We start from the raw sequence: 17,704 nt of genomic DNA, 5'->3' as shown, positions 1-17,704 counted from the left end.
GTCCCGTGGCCGGAAGGAGGAGCGTCCGCACCAGGGCGATCGTGATCGACAGGAGGACCCGCCTGAAGGAGCAGGACCTGATCCTGACGCTGCTTACGCAGGACGGCCAGCGCGCGGACGTGATCGCGAAGGGCGGCCTGAAGCCGGGAGGGCGCCTCGCCGCGCGCGTGGAGCTCTTCAGCGAGACGGACTTCCTCATCGCAAGCGGGCGCAGCCTCGGCATCATCACGGAGGCCGCGACGGTAAACCCGCACGCGGGGCTTCGCGGCGACATGGCGCGCGTGAGCGCGGCGTCGTGCGTGTGCGAGGTGGCGCGTCTCACGTGCTTCGAGGACATGCCGGACCCGTACCTGTTCGCGATATGCTCGCGCGCGCTCACGGCGTGCGAGCAGGCGCCGGACCAGGAGCGCCTCGACCTCGTCGTCGCCGCGTACACGTTCAAGGTAACGGCGCACGGCGGCTGGAGGCCGGAGCTGCGGCGTTGCACGCTCTGTGGCGACGAGGACGTCGCGTTCTTCTCGCCCCGCGCCGGAGGCATGCTGTGCGCGAGCTGCGCCAAGGACGTGGCCGGCGCCGTGCCCATGGGGCCTTCGGGCCGCGACCGCCTGCAGGCGCTCGTGAAGTTCACGTTCGACGACATCCTGCGGATGGAGCTTGGCGTCGACGTGACGACGGAGCTCGTCTCGCTCGCGCACGTGTGGGCGGCCACGCACCTGGACGCGCGCCTGCGCGCGTTCGAGTTCATGCTGAGCCTTTAGGGCCGAGCCCGCCGTCCGAGTTGTGTCGCAGTTGTGTTCCAAATGCGGTGATTGCGCCCGGGGCGAGAAAAGACGCGGGCGTCGCGGCTACGGCGTCCCCTCACGTGATACTATCAACCAGTCCGTACCCCCTACTTGGTGGCCCGCCCAATGCCAGACGGCCAACCCAGTTCGGGGCGTATCTATGTGAAAGGGGTTTTACCATGGCAGTAAGCAAGGAGCGCAAGGCCGAGCTCATCAAGCAGTACGGCAAGGACGAGCACGACTCCGGTTCCGCGCAGGTGCAGGTCGCGCTTCTGACCGAGCGCATCAAGGGCCTGACCGAGCACGTCAAGTTCCACAAGCACGACCACCACACCCGTCGTGGCCTGCTGATGCTCGTTGGCCAGCGTCGTCGCCTCCTGTCCTACATCAAGAAGCAGGACATCGAGGAGTACCGTCGCCTCATCAAGAGCCTCGGCATTCGCGACAACATCCAGTAACAAGGTGTTAAGAGGAGGGCGCCGGCATGGCGCTCTCTTTGTTTGTCGGCCCGCCTGCAAAGGGGCAGGCGGAGATAAGAGGAAAAGTAATGGCAAAGGTTACGCACGAGTTCGACCTCTACGGAAAGCACTACAAGCTGGAGACGGGCGAGCTCGCAAAGCAGGCGACGGGCGAGTGCCTGGTTTCCTGCGGCGACTCCACCGTCAACGTGACGGTCGTCGTCTCGAAGGAGCGCAAGAACTACGACTTCTTCCCCCTGACCGTCGACTACATCGAGAAGATGTACGCCGTCGGCCGCATCCCCGGCGGATACCTGAAGCGCGAGGCGCGTCCGAGCGAGAAGGCCACCCTCACGGCTCGCATGATCGACCGTCCCATCCGCCCGTCCTTCCCCGACGGGTTCAGGAACGAGGTCCAGATCGTCGCGATGCCGCTCGTCGCGGACCAGGTGAACTCCGTCGACACCATCTGCATCATGGGCGCCTCCGCGGCGCTGACCGTGGGCGGCGTGCCGTTCGAGGGCCCGCTCGCGGGCGTGCGCATCGGTCGCGACGTCGAGACCGGCGAGTTCATCGTGAACCCGACGTACGAGGAGCGCGACAACTCCGACCTCGACCTCGAGCTCGGCGGCTCCGCCACGTTCATCTCGATGCTCGAGGCGGGCGCGAAGGAGATCTCCGAGGAGGACATGCTCGCGGCCATGGCGTTTGGCCAGGAGGCCATCGCGGCGTTCTGCGAGGAGGAGAAGAAGTTCTTCCAGAAGTGCGTCGAGGTCAACGGACCGTTCCCCGTGCGCGAGTACGAGCTGGACGAGCCCGTCCCCGAGGTGCACGAGCGCGTGTTCGCGCACTTCGACGAGATGTCCGCGGCCCTGAAGGATGCGGACAAGCAGTCCCGCATGGGCAAGGTCGAGGACCTGAAGGAGGCCATCAGGGCCGAGTTTACCGAGGACGAGCAGCTTGAGTGGGACCGTGCGATTCCCGTCGAGCTGAAGAGCCTCGAGAAGCACGCCATGCGCAAGATGGTCGTCGAGACCGGCGAGCGCGTCGACGGCCGCACCGCGACCGAGGTCCGTCCGCTCATGGTGAAGCCGAACTACCTGCCGCTGGTGCACGGCTCCGGCCTGTTCCAGCGCGGCCAGACCCAGGTGCTCTCCGTCGCGACCCTCGGCATGCTCAACGAGTGGCAGCGCCTCGACACCATCGAGCCGGTGGACGGCAAGCGCTACATCCACCACTACAACTTCCCGCCGTTCTGCACCGGCGAGACCGGCCGCATGGGAAGCCCGAAGCGCCGCGAGATCGGTCACGGCAACCTGGCCGAGCGTGCGCTTCTCCCCGTGATCCCCTCCGAGGAGGAGTTCCCGTACACCATCCGCGTCGTGTCCGAGGTCATGGAGTCCAACGGCTCCTCGTCGATGGCGTCGACCTGCGGCTCCACGCTCGCGCTCATGGACGCGGGCGTGCCCATCAAGCGTCCGGTCTCCGGCGTCGCCATGGGCCTCATCCAGGAGGAGGGCAAGACCGTCGTCCTGACCGACATCCAGGGCCTCGAGGACTTCCTCGGCGACATGGACTTCAAGGTCACCGGCACCACCAAGGGCATCACGGCCATGCAGATGGACAACAAGGCCACCGGCCTCACGCCCGAGATCCTGAAGCAGGCGCTGCAGCAGGCGCACGAGGGCCGCATGTTCATCCTCGACGCGATGCTGGAGCAGATTCCCGCGCCGCGCGCCCACACCAAGGAGACCGCGCCGCAGATCATCAGCCTCAACATCCCGACGGACAAGATCCGCGACGTCATCGGCTCCGGCGGCAAGGTCATCCGCGGCATCCAGGACGACACGGGCGCCACGATCGACATCCAGGAGGACGGCTCCGTCTTCATCGCGGGCACCAACGGTGCCGGCGAGGAGGCCGCGGAGCGCATCAAGGCCATCGTGAAGGTTCCCGAGGTGGGCGAGGAGTACACCGGCCGCGTCGTGAACATCCAGCCGTTCGGCGCGTTCGTGGAGCTGCTGCCCGGCAAGGACGGCCTGCTGCACATCAGCCGCGTCGCTAAGGGCCGCGTCGACAAGGTCGAGGACGTGCTCAACGTGGGCGACGAGGTCAGGGTCAAGGTCATCGAGGTGGACGAGAAGGGCAAGATCAGTCTCGACCGTCTTGACAAGCCCGAGGCTCCCGCAGGCGCCGAGCGTAAGGGCGAGAAGCGCGAGGGCGACCACCGTCGTCGCCGCCACGTGGGCGACAAGGGCGGAAGCGGCGAGCAGCGCCAGCCCAGGCGCCACCACGAGGGCTAGGCCCGACGAGAGAGGCGCTACGCATGAAGCGAGCGGGGAGTCCCAACCGGGGCTCCCCGCTCTTCTCGTACGGAGAAATTGGTACGTACGAAGGATGGATGCATTTAGGATGAACTAACGGTTCTTGCGAATGTAGATGACGAGGGCCACGCACAGCAGAACCAAGGCTACGGGCTTGACAATTTCAGAAACTATTTGAAGAATCGATGCGAGTGTGGCGAATGCAACATCGGGAGTCATACATACCACCCCTTCTCAACGAAACAGACTACTTCTATTTCATGATGACCTAAACGAGATGGAACTCGTGGAGTCTCGGTTAACGGAAAGAATCAATCGCTGAAAGCGTCAGGAATTTCTCTTCCTAGACTCAATTGAAATATGTGAAGCGTATGAGCGTTTGTGCGCAATGACGAGAGCTTGTGTTTTCGAATCCACACCTGCATCACTAAAGATGTGGGCGGGCACACTACAATAGTTCTTTGCGAAATGTCCGACAGCACAATGCTGCCGAAAAGATATTTGAGATACAAACCTGTCGAAAGGACAAATCTGACAATGGCGAAAAAGCAGACGCCGCTGAGGATCATCCCGCTGGGAGGCCTCGACGGCATTGGCAAGAACATGACCGCATTCGAGTACGGCAACGACATGGTGCTCGTGGACGCGGGCCTGATGTTTCCCGACGACGAGCAGCCCGGCATCGACCTGGTGCTGCCCGACTACTCCTACGTGCTGGAGAACGAGGAGAAGCTTCGCGGCATCATCATCACGCACGGCCACGAGGACCACACGGGCGCGCTGCCGTACCTGCTGATGGACCTGGGACGCAAGGTGCCAATCTACTCGTCCAAGCTTACGCTGGGCATGATCGAGGCGAAGCTGCAGGAGTTCAAGCTGAACTCGCCCAAGTTCCGCGAGGTCAAGAACGGTACCCACATCAACCTGGGCGTCTTTAGCATCGACTTCTTCAGCATGACGCACTCCATACCGGCGGCGCTCGGCGTGTACATGAGGACGCCGGCGGGATCGGTGCTCCACACGGGCGACTTCAAGCTTGATCAGACGCCCATCGACGGCGTGACGCCCAACTACCAGGCAATCTGCAGGTACGGAACGCTGGGCATCGACCTTCTGATGTCCGACTCCACCAACGCGACGAGGCCGGGCTTCACCCAGTCGGAGGCCGCTGTGGGGCCGCAGCTGCGCCACATCATAAAGAACGCGACGGGCAGGGTGTTCGTGGCGTCGTTCTCGAGCCACATCCACAGGCTGCAGCAGGTGTGCGACGCCGCGACGGCCGTGGGCCGCAAGGTGGTCGTGACCGGCCGCTCCATGGTTAACAACACGAAGATCGCGCGCGAGCTGGGATACCTGAAGATTTCCCAGGAGGACATAATCGACGCGTACGACGTGAAGGACATCCCGGACGACAAGATCGTGGTGCTGTGCACGGGCAGCCAGGGAGAGCCCCTGAGCGCCCTCGGCCGCATGGCCGCGGGTGAGCACAAGTCGTTCACCATCACGTCCGACGACACCGTTATCATCAGCGCGACGCCCGTCCCCGGAAACGAGAAGAGCGTCCAGTCCATCATCAACTCGCTCTCGAAGATCGGCTGCACCGTGTACGACAGGTCGAACACCCTGGTGCACGTGTCCGGCCACGCGAGCCAGGAGGAGCTGAAGCTCATGCTCGCGATGACGAAGCCTAAGAACTTCATGCCGGTGCACGGCGAGGCCGTCCACCTGCGCGCGCACGCGAAGCTCGGCCTGAAGATGGGCATCAAGCCGGACCACATCTTCATCGCGGACAACGGCGACACGCTCGAGATGCGCAACGGCAAGGTCACATGGGGAGAGCCGGTTGAGTCCGGCGTCGTGTACGTGGACGGCCTCTCCATCACGGACGCGGATCCCATCGTGTTCCGCGACCGCCAGAAACTCGCGAGCGACGGCATCGTTACGTGCGTCGTCACGTTCGCGCCGCGCAGCAAGAAGGTCGGCGACGTGGAGATCGCTTGCAGGGGCGTGTCGTTCAGCGGCGACGACCAGCTCATAACCGAGGCGCAGGACGTCGTGCGCGAGCACGTCTCGGTCACGGCCGGCAAGGAGGGCACGAGCATCGACATGCTCAGGAAGAACGCCCGCAACAGCCTCTCAAACTTCCTCTGGAGCAAGACCCACACGCGACCCATGGTCATCCCGGTCGTGATGGAGGTTTAGATGCCCTCTAAACGCAGCTCAAACGCACAACAGAAGAGAAGGGCAAAGGGCTCGGGCTCGGCCGGCCGCGGCAGGGCCCAGCGAGAGTCTCTGGTACCGGCGCGGGGCACCGCGGCGAACGACATCCTCGGGGTGGCGCTCATCGTCGTGTCCGTGGTCATGTTCCTCTCGCTCGTGACCCCCACGAGCGCGCCCGTCACGCGCGCCCTGGGCGAGTTTTTGACCCTGTGCTTCGGCATGGGGGCGTTCCTGTGCCCCGTGGCGCTCATCGTGTACTCGTCCACGTTCTTCGTGGAGCGCGAGGGCTCTGCGGGCACGCGCGTAGCAGTGGGGCTTGCGCTCGTGGTGGCGGCGATTCTGGGAATACTGAGCATCAACGTGCCTGGTGCGGAGGCGAACCCCGACGCCGTGCTCGTGGCGCAGGTCGCGGCGTCGCGCGGAGGGTACGTGGGCGGCGGCATCGCGTGGTGCCTGCTTGAGTCCGTGGGCATGACGGTCGGCAACGTGGTGCTGGTGGGCGTGATAGCCGCCGGCGCGATAGTGTGCGGGTTCTCGCTATCCGGCGCCGTCGAAAGGCTGCGCGAGCGCTACCAGGCGTTCGAGGCGCGCCACGAGGCGGCGCGCCAGCAGCGCATGGCGGGCCGAGGCGCCGCGTACGATGCGTATGACGAGACGCTCGACATGGCGCAGGACCCGTTTGCCGACCAGCACGACGCGGGCATGGCGCCCATCGCGGAGCGCCGCACCACGGTGTTCAGGCGCAACCAGGCCACCGCGGAGGCCGACATGAAGCCTGCGGAGGACGAGCCCGAGCAGAAGACGACCGTGCTCTCGAGCGCGAAGACCAAGATCCTGGAGCGCAGGCGCAAGAAGCACCCGCCCATCGACGAGGACGAGGCCGTTCCCGCGGGCTCCGTCAAAACGGACGGCGCGGAAGCTGCCGTGGCGCCTGCCGTGACGGCGCCGCTGCCGGTGGTGCCCGGCGAAAGGCCCGCCGCACAGCCGGCCGTGCCGGACTTCCTGCGAGACGCGAAGGGCTCGGGCATAGGCCGCAAGGGCTCATCTGACAGCGCGCGCAAGGCGCCGGGCGAGAAGGGCCGGGCGTCCCGGCCGGGCAAGGCCGCCGGGGCGAAGGCCGCGTCCGTGCAGACGGCCATGCCCATCGTGCCCGAGGGCGAGTCCCTCTCGCCCAAGGGTGTCGTGGCGGCGGCGCCAAAGGGCGTGAAGCGCCCCGGCGACGGCGTCGAGGACTACGAGCTGCCGCCGTTCTCGATGCTGAGCTCCAACCCCAACAGCGCGAACTCCGCCTCGAGCAAGGAGGAGCTGGACGAGACGAAGGAGCGCCTGCAGGGGACGCTGCACGAGTTCGGGCTTTCGAGCCGCGTCGTGGACTACGTCTCGGGGCCGCTCGTCACGACGTTCCGTATCGAGATGGGCGAGGGCGAGCGCGTCAGCAAGATCAAGAACCTGGAGGACGACATCGCCCTCACGCTCGCTGCCGAGAAGGTGCGCATCTTCGCGCCCATTCGTGGCACGTCGTACGTGGGCATCGAGATCCCGAACAGCCGGCGCGCCAACGTGCACCTGGGAGACGTGCTGCCGTACGCCACGGGCGGCCCGCTCGAGGTGGCCATAGGCCGCGACTCCGCGGGGAAGCCCGTCGTGGCTGACATCGCGAAGATGCCGCACATGCTGGTGGCCGGCACCACGGGCTCGGGCAAGTCCGTCATGATCAACTCCATGGTGATGTCGCTTCTGATGCGCTCCACCCCCAAGCAGGTCAGGCTCATCATGATCGACCCAAAGCGCGTTGAGTTCAGCTGCTACAACGGGCTTCCGCACCTATACGTGCCCGTCGTCACGGACCCCAGGCAGGCTGCGAGCGCACTGCAGTGGGCCGTGAGCGAGATGGAGCGCCGGCTGAAGGTGTTCGAGCGCGCGGGCGCCAGGAACATCAAGGTGTACAACCAGATGTGCACGACGGGCAAGCTGTCCGAGATGGACAACCCGCCGGAACCCATGCCGTACATCGTCGTGGTGATCGACGAGCTGTCCGACCTCATGATGACGGCCGGAAAGGACGTCGAGGCGTCCATCGTGCGCATCGCGCAGCTCGCGCGCGCCGCGGGCATACACCTGGTCATCGCGACGCAGCGCCCGTCCGCGAACGTCGTGACCGGCCTCATCAAGTCGAACATCGACAGCCGCGTGGCGCTGAAGGTGTCCTCCGGCATCGACTCGCGCGTCATTTTGGACGAGACGGGAGCCGAGCGCCTGCTGGGCAACGGCGACATGCTGTTCAAGGACCGCGGGCTCGCGCCGCGAAGGGTGCTGGGCTGCTACACGTCGGACGACGAGATAGAGTCCGTCGTGAGCTTCATCCGCGACCAGGCGGAACCGGACTACCACAACGAGATCCTCTCGCAGGTCGTGCCCGGCCAGCCGAGCGCGGGCGGCGGCGCTGACGTCGCGGAGGACGACGACCCGCTGGTGTGGGAGGCCGCGCAGATTGTTGTGGACTCTCAGCTGGGTTCCACCTCCGGGCTGCAGCGGCGCCTCAAGGTGGGCTACGCTAGGGCCGGCAGGATCATGGACATGCTCGAGGCGAAGGGGGTCGTCGGACCGCCGGAGGGCTCGAAGCCGCGCGAGGTGCTGCTGGACAAGGACGGACTTGAGGAGCTCAGGGCCGCCGAGGCAAAGTACAGGGAGGTGTAGCGCATGCCACGTCCACGCTTTAGCGAGATGCTCGTCAACAGGAGGCGCCAGCTGGGCCTTTCGGTCAAGCAGGCCTCGAGCGTGCTGCGCCTCAAGGAGGAGGTGCTCATCGCCTTCGAGGAGGGTGACTTCGAGGCGATGCCCAAGAGCGGCTACGCGCAGGGCATGCTGTCCTCCTACGCTCGCTACCTCGGCATGAACAGCCGCGAGGTCATCAACCAGTTCGCGAACGACCTGCGCGAGTGGGAGCGGCAGACCGCGGGCGGCAGGGCGAGAAGGACGAGGGCCGCGGGTCGCGACGAGCCCGTGTACGAGCTGCCGGGAGACCCCGCGAGCCGAAGGGCGAGCTACCGTGGCACGCCGGGCCTGCTACCCACGTCCGGCGGTTTCGCGGGCGACCTCACCACGTTCTCCGCGGTGTCGAGCCCCCGCCCCAAGAACTCGCGCCCGAGCCCGCTCGTGAACTACCGGCAGAGCATGCAGCACGCGACGGGCGACGACGCCTACGGACAGGGCTACCAGCAGGGATACGGCCAAGGCTACCAGCCGGACGACGGCTACGGCCGCGACCGGGGCTATGCCGTAGGCTCGCCGCAGGGAGCCTACGGCCGCGTCTACGACGAGGACAGGCGCTACACGGGACGGGACGTCCCCGCGCGCAGCGGCAGGCGCCGCACCCAGCAGCAGGGCAGGTACCGCCGCCAGCCCGACGAGTACGGCAACGCGGCGCGCTACACCGGTCGCGAGGGCAGGGCGGAGCGCGCCGCGCGGGACAGCGTCATGACGCAGGACGTTTCCGGCCAGTACGTGGACGACCTCCGCTACGACGACGCGCGTCCGTACGAGGCCGCGTCCACGCGCTCCGGCCGCCAGTCGTCTCGCAACATCGCGAACATGCAGCGCCCCAACGTGCGGCGCCGTCCGCCGCAGGGCGGACGCGGCTCGCGCCAGCAGCGCGCCGGCCGGCGCCGGGCCCCGCGTCACGGCGGTGTCCTGGGCGTCGTGGAGGCGTTCTTCTCGGATGGTCGCCGCGCCGCGGCGTTCGCGCTCGTCATAGCGGCCCTCATCATCACGGTGGTCATCATCTCGTCCGTGAGCTCGTGCGTCAGGAACCAGGGCGCCACGAGCGAGAAGACCGTGTCCGTGTCGACGTCGAGCTCCTCCTCAAGCACCAAGAAGAGCTCGTCCAAGACGTCGACCGAGAAGAAGGAGGCGGAGGAGGCCGCGGCGGCCGCTGCCGCCGAGAAGAAGGCGAAGGCCGAGAAGGAGGCCAACACCGAGACGAAGGTCACGGTGTCCGTGGCCGACGGCGAGGTCTCGTGGGTCGAGATCGAGGTGGACGGCAAGAGCGACGTTGCGGAACAAGTGACCGGCCCGTGGAAGAAGACGTACACGGTCACGGACTCCATCACCATACAGGTGAGCAACCCGACGGCCGTCTCCGTCAAGAAGAACGGCAAGAAGCAGAAGTTCGACTCGAAGACCGCGGGCGTCGGCTCGATCACGATCCAGGGCACGAAGGTGACCAAGACGGACGACGCCTCCAGCTCGGACGACGCGACGTCCACGAACGGCCAGGCGACCGATTCGGCAACGGGTACGACGGACGCGACGTCCACGGACGGCCAGTCCACGGACTCGACGAGCGGCACGTCGACGGACGCTGCGACGACGTCGACGCAGCAGACCGGAGCCACGTCGACCCAGACGACCGGCACCTCGACGAACCAGACGGGCCAGACGACGGACAACGGATAGGTTTTCGATTCGCGAAGCGGGCGGGACGCGAGGCCGCGCCCCGCGACCGCGTAAGAAGGGAGATGAGGCATGGCCAAGGAATCAAGCTTCGACGTGGTGTCGAGCATTGACATGCAAGAGGTGGACAACGCGTACCAGCAGGCGGCGCGCGAGCTCACGCAGCGCTACGACCTCAAGCAGAGCAACGCCACGATCGAGTTCTCGCGCAAGGACGAGACGTTCACCGTCACGGCGCCATCGGAGTTCGTGGCGGGGCAGGTCGTGGACGTGCTGAACGGCAAGCTCGTGAAGCGCGGCATAGAGCTGGGCGCCCTCAGGTGGGGCGAGCTCGAGCCAGCTACGGGCGCGGCCGTCAGGCGCCGCGCGCAGCTCGTGCAGGGTATCGACAAGGACACCGCCAAGAGAATCTCGAAGGACATCCGCGACCTCAAGCTCAAGTGCAAGGCGACGGTCGAGGGCGACAAGCTCCGTGTGAGCTCCGCATCGCGCGACACCCTGCAACAGGTCATCGCCGCTCTAAAGGAAAGGGACTATGGACAGCCTCTCCAGTTCACCAACTACCGCTAGCCCGCAGCGCTGCCTCTTCGTCACGCTCGGCTGTGCAAAGAACGAGGTCGACACGGACCGCATGCGCTCGCTTCTGATAGACGCGGGCTACGGCGTCGCGGAAGACGTCGACTCCGCGGACGTCGTCCTCATCAACACGTGCTCGTTCCTGGCGTCCGCCACGTCCGAGTCCATCGACACCACGCTGGACCTCGCGGACGAGGTCAGCGCAGGCGTCCGCAAGAAGCCCATCGTCATGTGCGGTTGCGTGCCGTCGCGCTACGGCGACGACCTTGACGACCAGCTGCCCGAGGTCGCGGCTTTCGTGAAGGCCGACGAGGAGGACGGCATCGTGTCCGTCGTCGACTCCGTGCTCGGCAACGACGGGCGAGAAGGGCGTGCGGACCTCACCGGCACGCACCGCACCATCGAGGGCACGAGCGCGTTCGTGAAGATCAGCGAGGGCTGCGACCGCTTCTGCGCGTTCTGCGCGATCCCCTACATCAGGGGTCGTTACAAGTCGCGAGAAGAGCGGGAGATCCTGGACGAGGTGTCCTCGCTCATGGAGGGCGGCGTCCGAGAGGTGGTCCTCATAGGCCAGGACACCGGCATCTGGGGCACGGACCTAGGCGACGGGCGCAACCTCGCCTACCTGCTGCGCAGGGTCGCGGAGGTCGTGAGGCCGTACGACGGCTGGGTCCGCGTGCTGTACCTGCAGCCCGAGGGCATGACGGACGACCTCGTGAGCGTCATCCGCGACGTGCCGGAGGTTCTGCCGTACATCGACATCCCCATACAGCACTGCTGCGAACGCGTGCTCAAGAGCATGGGGCGCTCCGGCTCCGAGGAGCAGCTGCGCCAGCTCTTCGCGCGCCTTCGCGCCGAGATTCCTGGCATGGTGCTCCGGACCACGGGGCTCGTCGGCTTCCCGGGGGAGACGGAAGAGGAGTTCGAGGCCCTTCTCGACTTCTTCAAGGAGCAGGAGTTCGACTACATGAGCGTCTTCCCGTACTCGAAGGAGGACGGTACGAAGGCAGCCAACATGGAGGGCCAGGTTCCCGAGGACGTCAAGATGGACCGAGCGCAGCGGCTGCTCGACGTTGCGGAGGAGCTTGGCTTCAGTGCCACGGCAAAGCACGTGGGCGAGAGGGTCAAGGTCATCATCGACGGCGTTGACGATTCGGACGACGGGGTGGAGCTCATCGGTCACACCTGGTTCCAGGCGCCCGACTGTGACGGTGCGGTTCACATCGAGTCCGGGGAGGCGACGGTTGGCGACGTCGTGACGGTCGACCTCGTGGATTCGTTCTGCTATGAGTTGGTCGGCGAGATTGTGGATGGAGAGTAGCCTGATGGCAGGAAAAAAGAGCAGTATTTGGACCCCGGCGAACATCGTCACGTCCATTCGAGTCGTATTCGTGCCGATTTGGCTGGTGGCGGCCGAGGTCTGCGGCTCCGGCGACGGCAAGGCGTTCTCTGGCGCGGCGCTGTTCGTCGCGCTTTTCTACATGGTGCTGTCCCTCACGGACAAGCTCGACGGCTATCTTGCGCGTAGTCGCAACGAGGTGACCACGTTCGGTAAGTTCCTCGACCCGATCGCCGACAAGCTCGTCGTCATCGTGTCGCTGTGCTTCCTGCTGGAGCAGGGCGCGGTTTCCGCGTGGGTGCTCCTCATCATCGTCGCGAGGGAGTTCCTGGTGTCCGGCCTGCGCATGGTCGTGGCCTCCGAGGGCACCGTCATCGCGGCGAGCAACCTCGGCAAGTGGAAGACCGCGACCACGATGGTCTCGATCTCCGGCCTGCTGCTTGTGCGCGCGCTTCCCGCGGGGCCCCTGTACACCGTCCTTCTGGGAATCTCGAACGTGCTGCTGATAATCGCGGTCGTCCTGACGGCATGGTCTGGCATCGACTACTTCATGAAGTCGTGGCGCTACATTGCGGACGCAGACTAACCTTCTGCAACCTGAGTTGAATATCGCAAACTAGTTTCGATACTTGGGACTCGGCACCACCGGGTCCCTTTGTTTTTCTCATGCGGCTCGCATGGCAAAGATTTCGGCAAAGCAAATGAGAAGTATCTGCGAGTGCACTGCGCTAACATGGGGTATCAACGTTGACATAGAACGGTTGTTCGTATAAGATTGCGACTGGTAGCAGAGAAGGGGAGGGCAATGGCCAAGAGCAAGGGTTCCGTGCGCGAGGTGCACGAGAAGACGTACGGAGAAGAGCGAGACAAGATGATCGACGCGACCACGTCCGAGATCATCAAGAAGTTTGGCAAGGGCTCCATCATGAGGTACGGCGATGATGGCCCGGACCTCGAGATCGAGGCCATTCCGACTGGCTCGCTCGCGCTGGACGCCGCACTCGGCATAGGTGGTGTTCCACGCGGCAGAATCATAGAGATCTACGGTCCCGAGTCCTCGGGAAAGACGACCCTCTCCCTCGAGATCCTGGCAGAGGCCCAGGCGATGGGTGGCGTGGTCGCATTCATCGACGCGGAGCACGCCCTCGACCCAGGATATGCGGCGAGGATCGGCGTCGACATCGACGAGGTGCTGATTTCCCAGCCGGACACGGGAGAGCAGGCGCTTGAGATTTGCGACATGCTCGTTCGCTCCGGCGCCATCGACGTCGTCGTCGTTGACTCCGTCGCGGCACTCGTCCCGCGTGCGGAGATCGAGGGAGAGATCGGCGATACCACGGTGGGACTGCAGGCGCGTCTCATGAGCCAGGCGCTTCGAAAGCTCGCGGGCTCCCTTGCGAAGTCCAAGACCACGTGCATCTTCATCAACCAGCTTCGCGAGAAGATCGGCGTCATGTTCGGCAACCCCGAGACCACGCCCGGCGGCCGAGCCCTCAAGTTCTTCTCGTCGGTGCGCATGGACATTCGCAGGATCGACTCCATCAAGAAGAACGGCGACGTCATCGGCAACCGCGTCAGGGTGAAGGTCGTCAAGAACAAGGTGGCTCCCCCCTTCAAGCAGGCGGAGTTCGACATAATGTACGGCACTGGCATCTCCAAGGAGGGCTCGATCCTGGACATGGCCGTCGACTACGGCGTCGTGGACAAGAGCGGCTCGTGGTTCACGTACGAGACGGAGCGCCTTGGACAGGGGCGAGAGGCGGCAAAGGAGTTCCTCGCGGAGAACCCCGACCTCAGGGACGAGATCGACCAGAAGGTGCGCGTCGCCTGCGGTCTCGCGCTCGGCGACGAAAGGGTCGGTGAGCCGGTCTCCAAGCCGGCCGATGGCGAGGGCAAGGAAGCTTAGGCATGGAGTCGTGGGAGCTCAACCTCCCGAAAAGGGGCGAGGCTCGGCTCGGCGCGCGAAAGACGCGCGCCGAGCTCGTCCTTTCGGAGGAGGGGTCGGAGCGAAGGCTGTCGATTCCCGTCGTGGTTGCGAAGCGTCTGAAGGTGATCGCCGACGAGAGGCCCTGGGCGGCCGATAGTGCGCGTTCCGTCATGGAGCTGGAACGGGACCTGGAGAGGAAGTGCTGCTCCGAGCGGGCGGAGTCGTTGCTTAACAGAAGGGACTACTCGACCGCCGAGATGAGGGCCAAGCTTCTGGAGGACGGGTTCTATGGTCCGGTCGTCGACGAGTACCTCAGGCGCGCGAGCGACGTGGGGTTGCTTGATGACGCGAGATACGCCGACGCCTTCATACGCTCAAAGGTGTCGTCAGGGTGGGGCGAGCGAAAGGTGTCTGCCGCGCTGAGGGCTAGGGGCGTCGACGCAGGATGCCTCGACGGCTGGCCATTCGAGTACTTCGACGAGGTCAACGAGTTCGAGCGCGCCTTGCAGATCGCATCCAGGAAGACGTTCTCGGAGCGGAACAGGTTCTCCAAGGTGGTTCGCTTCGTGATGGGGAGGGGTTTCTCGGGGGCGGTTGCATATGACGTGGCCCACAAGATTTGTGACGATGCAGAGTGAGACTGCGTTTGCAGTAATTATGTTGCCAGAAGTACGACGCCTCATGTAAGCGGAAGGCCAGATTGACAGTCTGACCGAATAAACTTACGATAAATGTGCCGTTTGAGTATTTTCTCGTCTGCTGTTATGGCAGCTGACGTTCATTAGTTGATATCTGTTCTGCTGACATAGGCTTTCCAGGGCCGGGATTTTCCTCTGATGGCGGGTTCTGCCAAGAATGGCAGTCTCCTGAACCACTATGCACGTTCATACATCAAGGAGCCCAGACATGGAAATCGTAATTGGAATTGTCTGCCTCGTCGTAGGCGCGCTCGTCACCTATTTCGTGGTCACGAGTGGTAACAACTCGAAGGTCCAGGAGGCCAACAAGGCCGTCGAGGACGCGAGGGAACAGGCGGAGCGCATCGCAAGCGACGCGAAGCACGACGCGGAGACCGCGAAGAAGGCCGCGCTCGTCGAGGCGCGCGAGCAGATTCTGCAGCTGAAGCAGAAGTCCGAGTCTGACGAAAAGAAGCGCAAGCAGGAGATCCAGAAGCTAGAGAACAGGATCATGCAGCGCGAGGAGTCTCTCGACCGCAGGAACGACGCGCTCGACCGCAAGGAGCACCAGCTCTCGAGTCTCCAGGGGCAGCTGGACAAGCGCAAGAGCGAGGTGGACCAGCTCTTCCACAAGCAGACCTCGGAGCTCGAGCGCATCGCCGACCTCACGAGAGAGGATGCGCACCAGGAGCTGCTGGACAGGGTGCGTTCCGAGGCCGTCCGCGACGAGGCCCAGATCCTGCGCGAGTCGGAGCAGCGGGTTCGCGCGCAGGCTGACAAGACCGCACGCGAAATCGTCTCCACGGCAATCCAGCGCTGCGCCGCCGACCAGGCCGGCGAGATCACCGTCACCTCCGTGCACATTCCCTCCGACGACCTCAAGGGTCGCATCATCGGTCGCGAGGGAAGGAACATCCGAACCTTCGAGCAGGTAACGGGCGTATCCCTTGTAATCGACGACACGCCCGAGACCGTCGTTCTCTCGAGCTTCAACCCCGTCCGCCGCGAGACGGCGCGCGTGGCGCTCGAGAACCTCATCGCGGACGGCAGGATTCATCCCGCGCGCATCGAGGAAATGTACAAGAAGGCCGAGAAGCTCGTGAGCGAACGCGTCCAGGAGGCTGGCGAGCAGGCTGCGTTCGACGCCGGCATCCACGACCTGCACCCGGAGCTCGTGAAGACGCTTGGCGCGCTGCGTTACCGGACGTCGTTCGGGCAGAACGTGCTGCAGCACTCGATTCAGGTGAGCGAGCTCTGCGGAATCATGGCGTCCGAGCTTGGCCTCGATCCCACTCCCGCCAAGAGGGCGGGACTCCTCCACGACCTCGGAAAGGCAATCGACCACGAGGTCGAGGGCCCGCACGCGGTGATTGGTGCCGACCTCTGCCGTCGCTATGGTGAGAAGCCCGAGATCGTGCACGCGATCGAGGCGCACCATGCCGACATCGAGCCCGACACCGTCCTCGACGTCCTCGTCCAGGCCGCCGACGCCATCTCGGCCGCACGACCTGGTGCTCGTCGCGAGTCCGCCGAGAACTACATCAAGAGGCTCGAAAAGCTCGAGGAGATCTCGAACGCCCATGAAGGCGTCGAGCGCACCTACGCCATGCAGGCCGGTCGCGAGCTCCACGTCATGGTTGAGCCCGAGAAGATCTCCGACGCCGAGGCCACGGTGCTCGCCCACGACATCGCGAAGCAGATCGAGGACGAGATGGAGTATCCCGGTCAGGTGCGCGTCGTCGTGATTCGCGAGTCTCGCGCGGTCGACATCGCAAAGTAGCTGCGATGTCCGATTCTGCGTCAAGCCTCGTGGACTTCGTCGCCTCCATGGGCGGCGAGAGGTCGCTGAGGGTAGAGGAGAACTACGGAGACGGATTCGTCCGTCTCCGGGTTGCCGAGGCCGAAAGGCGTCAGGCAAAGCACGACATCCGCTGCATCGAGGACGTCGTGATAGAGATGCTTCGAAACTCGCGCGATGCCGGCGCCGAGAACATTTTCGTCGCGACGACGCGCGAGGGCGAGAAGCGCTACCTCACCGTCCTCGATGACGGATGCGGCATCCCGGAGGAGATGCAGGACAGGATCTTCGAGGCACGTGTGACCTCGAAGCTCGAGTCAGTCCACATGGACCGGTGGGGAATTCACGGCCGGGGTATGGCGCTCTATTCCGTCAGGGAGAATGCCGAATCCGCACGGGTGATGTCATCGGCACCGGGACTTGGCAGCGCCATCAGGATCGTCGCCGACGCAGAGAGCCTTGCGGAGCGAAAGGACCAGTCTACCTGGCCGACGCTCGGTACGGACGACGAGGGCAATCAGGTCGTCGCCACGGGTCCGCACAACATTGTGAGGACGTGCTGTGAGTTCGCGCTCGAGGAGCGGGGGAGATGCAACGTGTACTTCGGTTCGCCCGCCGAGATGGTGGCGACGGCCCGAAGGCGCGTCAAGCCTACGGTCGAAGGCTCTTCTCTGCTGTTCATCGACGACCTGGGTGAGCTGCCCGTGTTGGAGAGGATGCATGCCGCCGCGGACGCCTCCGAGCTCATGAGGGTCTCGGCGAGCCTTGGGCTCGACATGAGCGAGAGGACCGCGCACCGCATCATAGCGGGCCAGATACATCCGCAGCGGAGCGTGTTGAAGCGACTCACGCACAAGAGCGACAAGTCGATCGAACGCGCGATTGACCTCATGAAGGACAGGCGCGGCCTGAAGATATCGAAGGGGGACGCGGAGGAATTCTCGCGCGCGGTCGAGAGGGACTTCAGGATCCTTGCGGACAAGTACTACCTGAACCTCTCGGACGAGCCGCGAATTCGCGTGTCCCGCGGAAAGATCGTCGTGACGTTTGACATAGACGAATCGGATTAGAATCACGGGATTGACGTTTGCGCAGGAAATGGTACCTTCAGTACGTCAATAACCCATACCAGAAACGAAACAGCTCGCAGC

Annotated in this window: 13 protein-coding genes; all 13 read left to right on the top strand. The window is 64.6% G+C overall.

Features of this window, described 5'->3' with window-relative positions; all coding sequences use genetic code 11:
- The first annotated feature begins 5 nt into the window (after positions 1-5).
- The 13 genes from recO (at position 6) to ACTQWE_RS03535 (ending at position 17,623) form a co-directional block, all read left to right on the top strand.
- Entirely contained in the window at positions 6-758 is a 753-nt protein-coding gene (gene recO / locus ACTQWE_RS03595; protein ID WP_441855650.1) for a DNA repair protein RecO, read from the top strand.
- Positions 759-961: 203 nt separating this feature from the next.
- Positions 962-1,240 carry a 30S ribosomal protein S15 gene (gene rpsO, locus ACTQWE_RS03590; protein WP_090845618.1) on the top strand — a complete coding sequence of 93 codons (279 nt, stop codon included), beginning with the start codon at positions 962-964 and terminating at the stop codon, positions 1,238-1,240.
- Between the two features lie 89 nt (positions 1,241-1,329).
- Positions 1,330-3,543: a polyribonucleotide nucleotidyltransferase gene (locus tag ACTQWE_RS03585; protein ID WP_441855651.1), complete on the top strand. Its 2,214-nt coding sequence runs from the start codon at positions 1,330-1,332 to the stop codon at positions 3,541-3,543.
- A 558-nt stretch (positions 3,544-4,101) separates the two neighbouring features.
- Positions 4,102-5,766: a ribonuclease J gene (locus ACTQWE_RS03580; protein ID WP_441855653.1), complete on the top strand. Its 1,665-nt coding sequence runs from the start codon at positions 4,102-4,104 to the stop codon at positions 5,764-5,766.
- On the top strand, positions 5,767-8,481 hold the full coding sequence (locus ACTQWE_RS03575) for a DNA translocase FtsK 4TM domain-containing protein (RefSeq protein ID WP_441855654.1): 2,715 nt from the start codon (positions 5,767-5,769) through the stop codon (positions 8,479-8,481).
- 3 nt (positions 8,482-8,484) lie between these two features.
- Complete coding sequence (locus ACTQWE_RS03570) at positions 8,485-10,239, top strand: helix-turn-helix domain-containing protein (RefSeq protein ID WP_441855656.1); 1,755 nt, start codon at positions 8,485-8,487, stop codon at positions 10,237-10,239.
- Between the two features lie 69 nt (positions 10,240-10,308).
- Entirely contained in the window at positions 10,309-10,806 is a 498-nt protein-coding gene (locus tag ACTQWE_RS03565; protein ID WP_170103544.1) for a YajQ family cyclic di-GMP-binding protein, read from the top strand.
- Positions 10,772-12,133: a 30S ribosomal protein S12 methylthiotransferase RimO gene (rimO, locus tag ACTQWE_RS03560; protein WP_441855658.1), complete on the top strand. Its 1,362-nt coding sequence runs from the start codon at positions 10,772-10,774 to the stop codon at positions 12,131-12,133. The genes ACTQWE_RS03565 and rimO overlap by 35 nt, the downstream gene beginning before the upstream one ends.
- 4 nt (positions 12,134-12,137) lie before the next feature.
- Complete coding sequence (gene pgsA, locus ACTQWE_RS03555) at positions 12,138-12,737, top strand: CDP-diacylglycerol--glycerol-3-phosphate 3-phosphatidyltransferase (protein WP_170103546.1); 600 nt, start codon at positions 12,138-12,140, stop codon at positions 12,735-12,737.
- A 219-nt stretch (positions 12,738-12,956) separates the two neighbouring features.
- Positions 12,957-14,057 (top strand): recombinase RecA, encoded by a 1,101-nt coding sequence (gene recA, locus ACTQWE_RS03550; RefSeq protein ID WP_170103547.1) that lies wholly within the window; start codon positions 12,957-12,959, stop codon positions 14,055-14,057.
- A gap of 2 nt (positions 14,058-14,059) precedes the next feature.
- Positions 14,060-14,716, top strand: coding sequence for a regulatory protein RecX (locus ACTQWE_RS03545; protein ID WP_441855661.1), 657 nt, complete (start codon positions 14,060-14,062; stop codon positions 14,714-14,716).
- 268 nt (positions 14,717-14,984) lie between these two features.
- Positions 14,985-16,535: a ribonuclease Y gene (rny, locus tag ACTQWE_RS03540; protein ID WP_441855662.1), complete on the top strand. Its 1,551-nt coding sequence runs from the start codon at positions 14,985-14,987 to the stop codon at positions 16,533-16,535.
- 5 nt (positions 16,536-16,540) lie between these two features.
- Positions 16,541-17,623 (top strand): ATP-binding protein, encoded by a 1,083-nt coding sequence (locus ACTQWE_RS03535; protein ID WP_441855664.1) that lies wholly within the window; start codon positions 16,541-16,543, stop codon positions 17,621-17,623.
- The last annotated feature ends 81 nt before the right edge of the window (positions 17,624-17,704 follow it).

Source organism: Parafannyhessea sp. LCP19S3_B1 (assembly GCF_052121955.1).
GTDB lineage: Bacteria > Actinomycetota > Coriobacteriia > Coriobacteriales > Atopobiaceae > Parafannyhessea.
Note: the sequence above shows the minus strand (reverse complement) of the source record. Positions and strands in the feature narration are given on the sequence as shown.

Excerpts from the sequence above, each read along its gene's own strand:
- ACTQWE_RS03545 (WP_441855661.1), top strand. The coding sequence starts at position 14,060 with ATGGAGTCGTGGGAGCTCAACCTCCCGAAAAGGGGCGAGGCTCGGCTC.
- ACTQWE_RS03565 (WP_170103544.1), top strand. The coding sequence starts at position 10,309 with ATGGCCAAGGAATCAAGCTTCGACGTGGTGTCGAGCATTGACATGCAA.
- ACTQWE_RS03535 (WP_441855664.1), top strand. The coding sequence starts at position 16,541 with ATGTCCGATTCTGCGTCAAGCCTCGTGGACTTCGTCGCCTCCATGGGC.
- rpsO (WP_090845618.1), top strand. The coding sequence starts at position 962 with ATGGCAGTAAGCAAGGAGCGCAAGGCCGAGCTCATCAAGCAGTACGGC.
- ACTQWE_RS03570 (WP_441855656.1), top strand. The coding sequence starts at position 8,485 with ATGCCACGTCCACGCTTTAGCGAGATGCTCGTCAACAGGAGGCGCCAG.
- recA (WP_170103547.1), top strand. The coding sequence starts at position 12,957 with ATGGCCAAGAGCAAGGGTTCCGTGCGCGAGGTGCACGAGAAGACGTAC.
- ACTQWE_RS03585 (WP_441855651.1), top strand. The coding sequence starts at position 1,330 with ATGGCAAAGGTTACGCACGAGTTCGACCTCTACGGAAAGCACTACAAG.
- ACTQWE_RS03580 (WP_441855653.1), top strand. The coding sequence starts at position 4,102 with ATGGCGAAAAAGCAGACGCCGCTGAGGATCATCCCGCTGGGAGGCCTC.
- ACTQWE_RS03575 (WP_441855654.1), top strand. The coding sequence starts at position 5,767 with ATGCCCTCTAAACGCAGCTCAAACGCACAACAGAAGAGAAGGGCAAAG.
- rimO (WP_441855658.1), top strand. The coding sequence starts at position 10,772 with ATGGACAGCCTCTCCAGTTCACCAACTACCGCTAGCCCGCAGCGCTGC.
- rny (WP_441855662.1), top strand. The coding sequence starts at position 14,985 with ATGGAAATCGTAATTGGAATTGTCTGCCTCGTCGTAGGCGCGCTCGTC.
- pgsA (WP_170103546.1), top strand. The coding sequence starts at position 12,138 with ATGGCAGGAAAAAAGAGCAGTATTTGGACCCCGGCGAACATCGTCACG.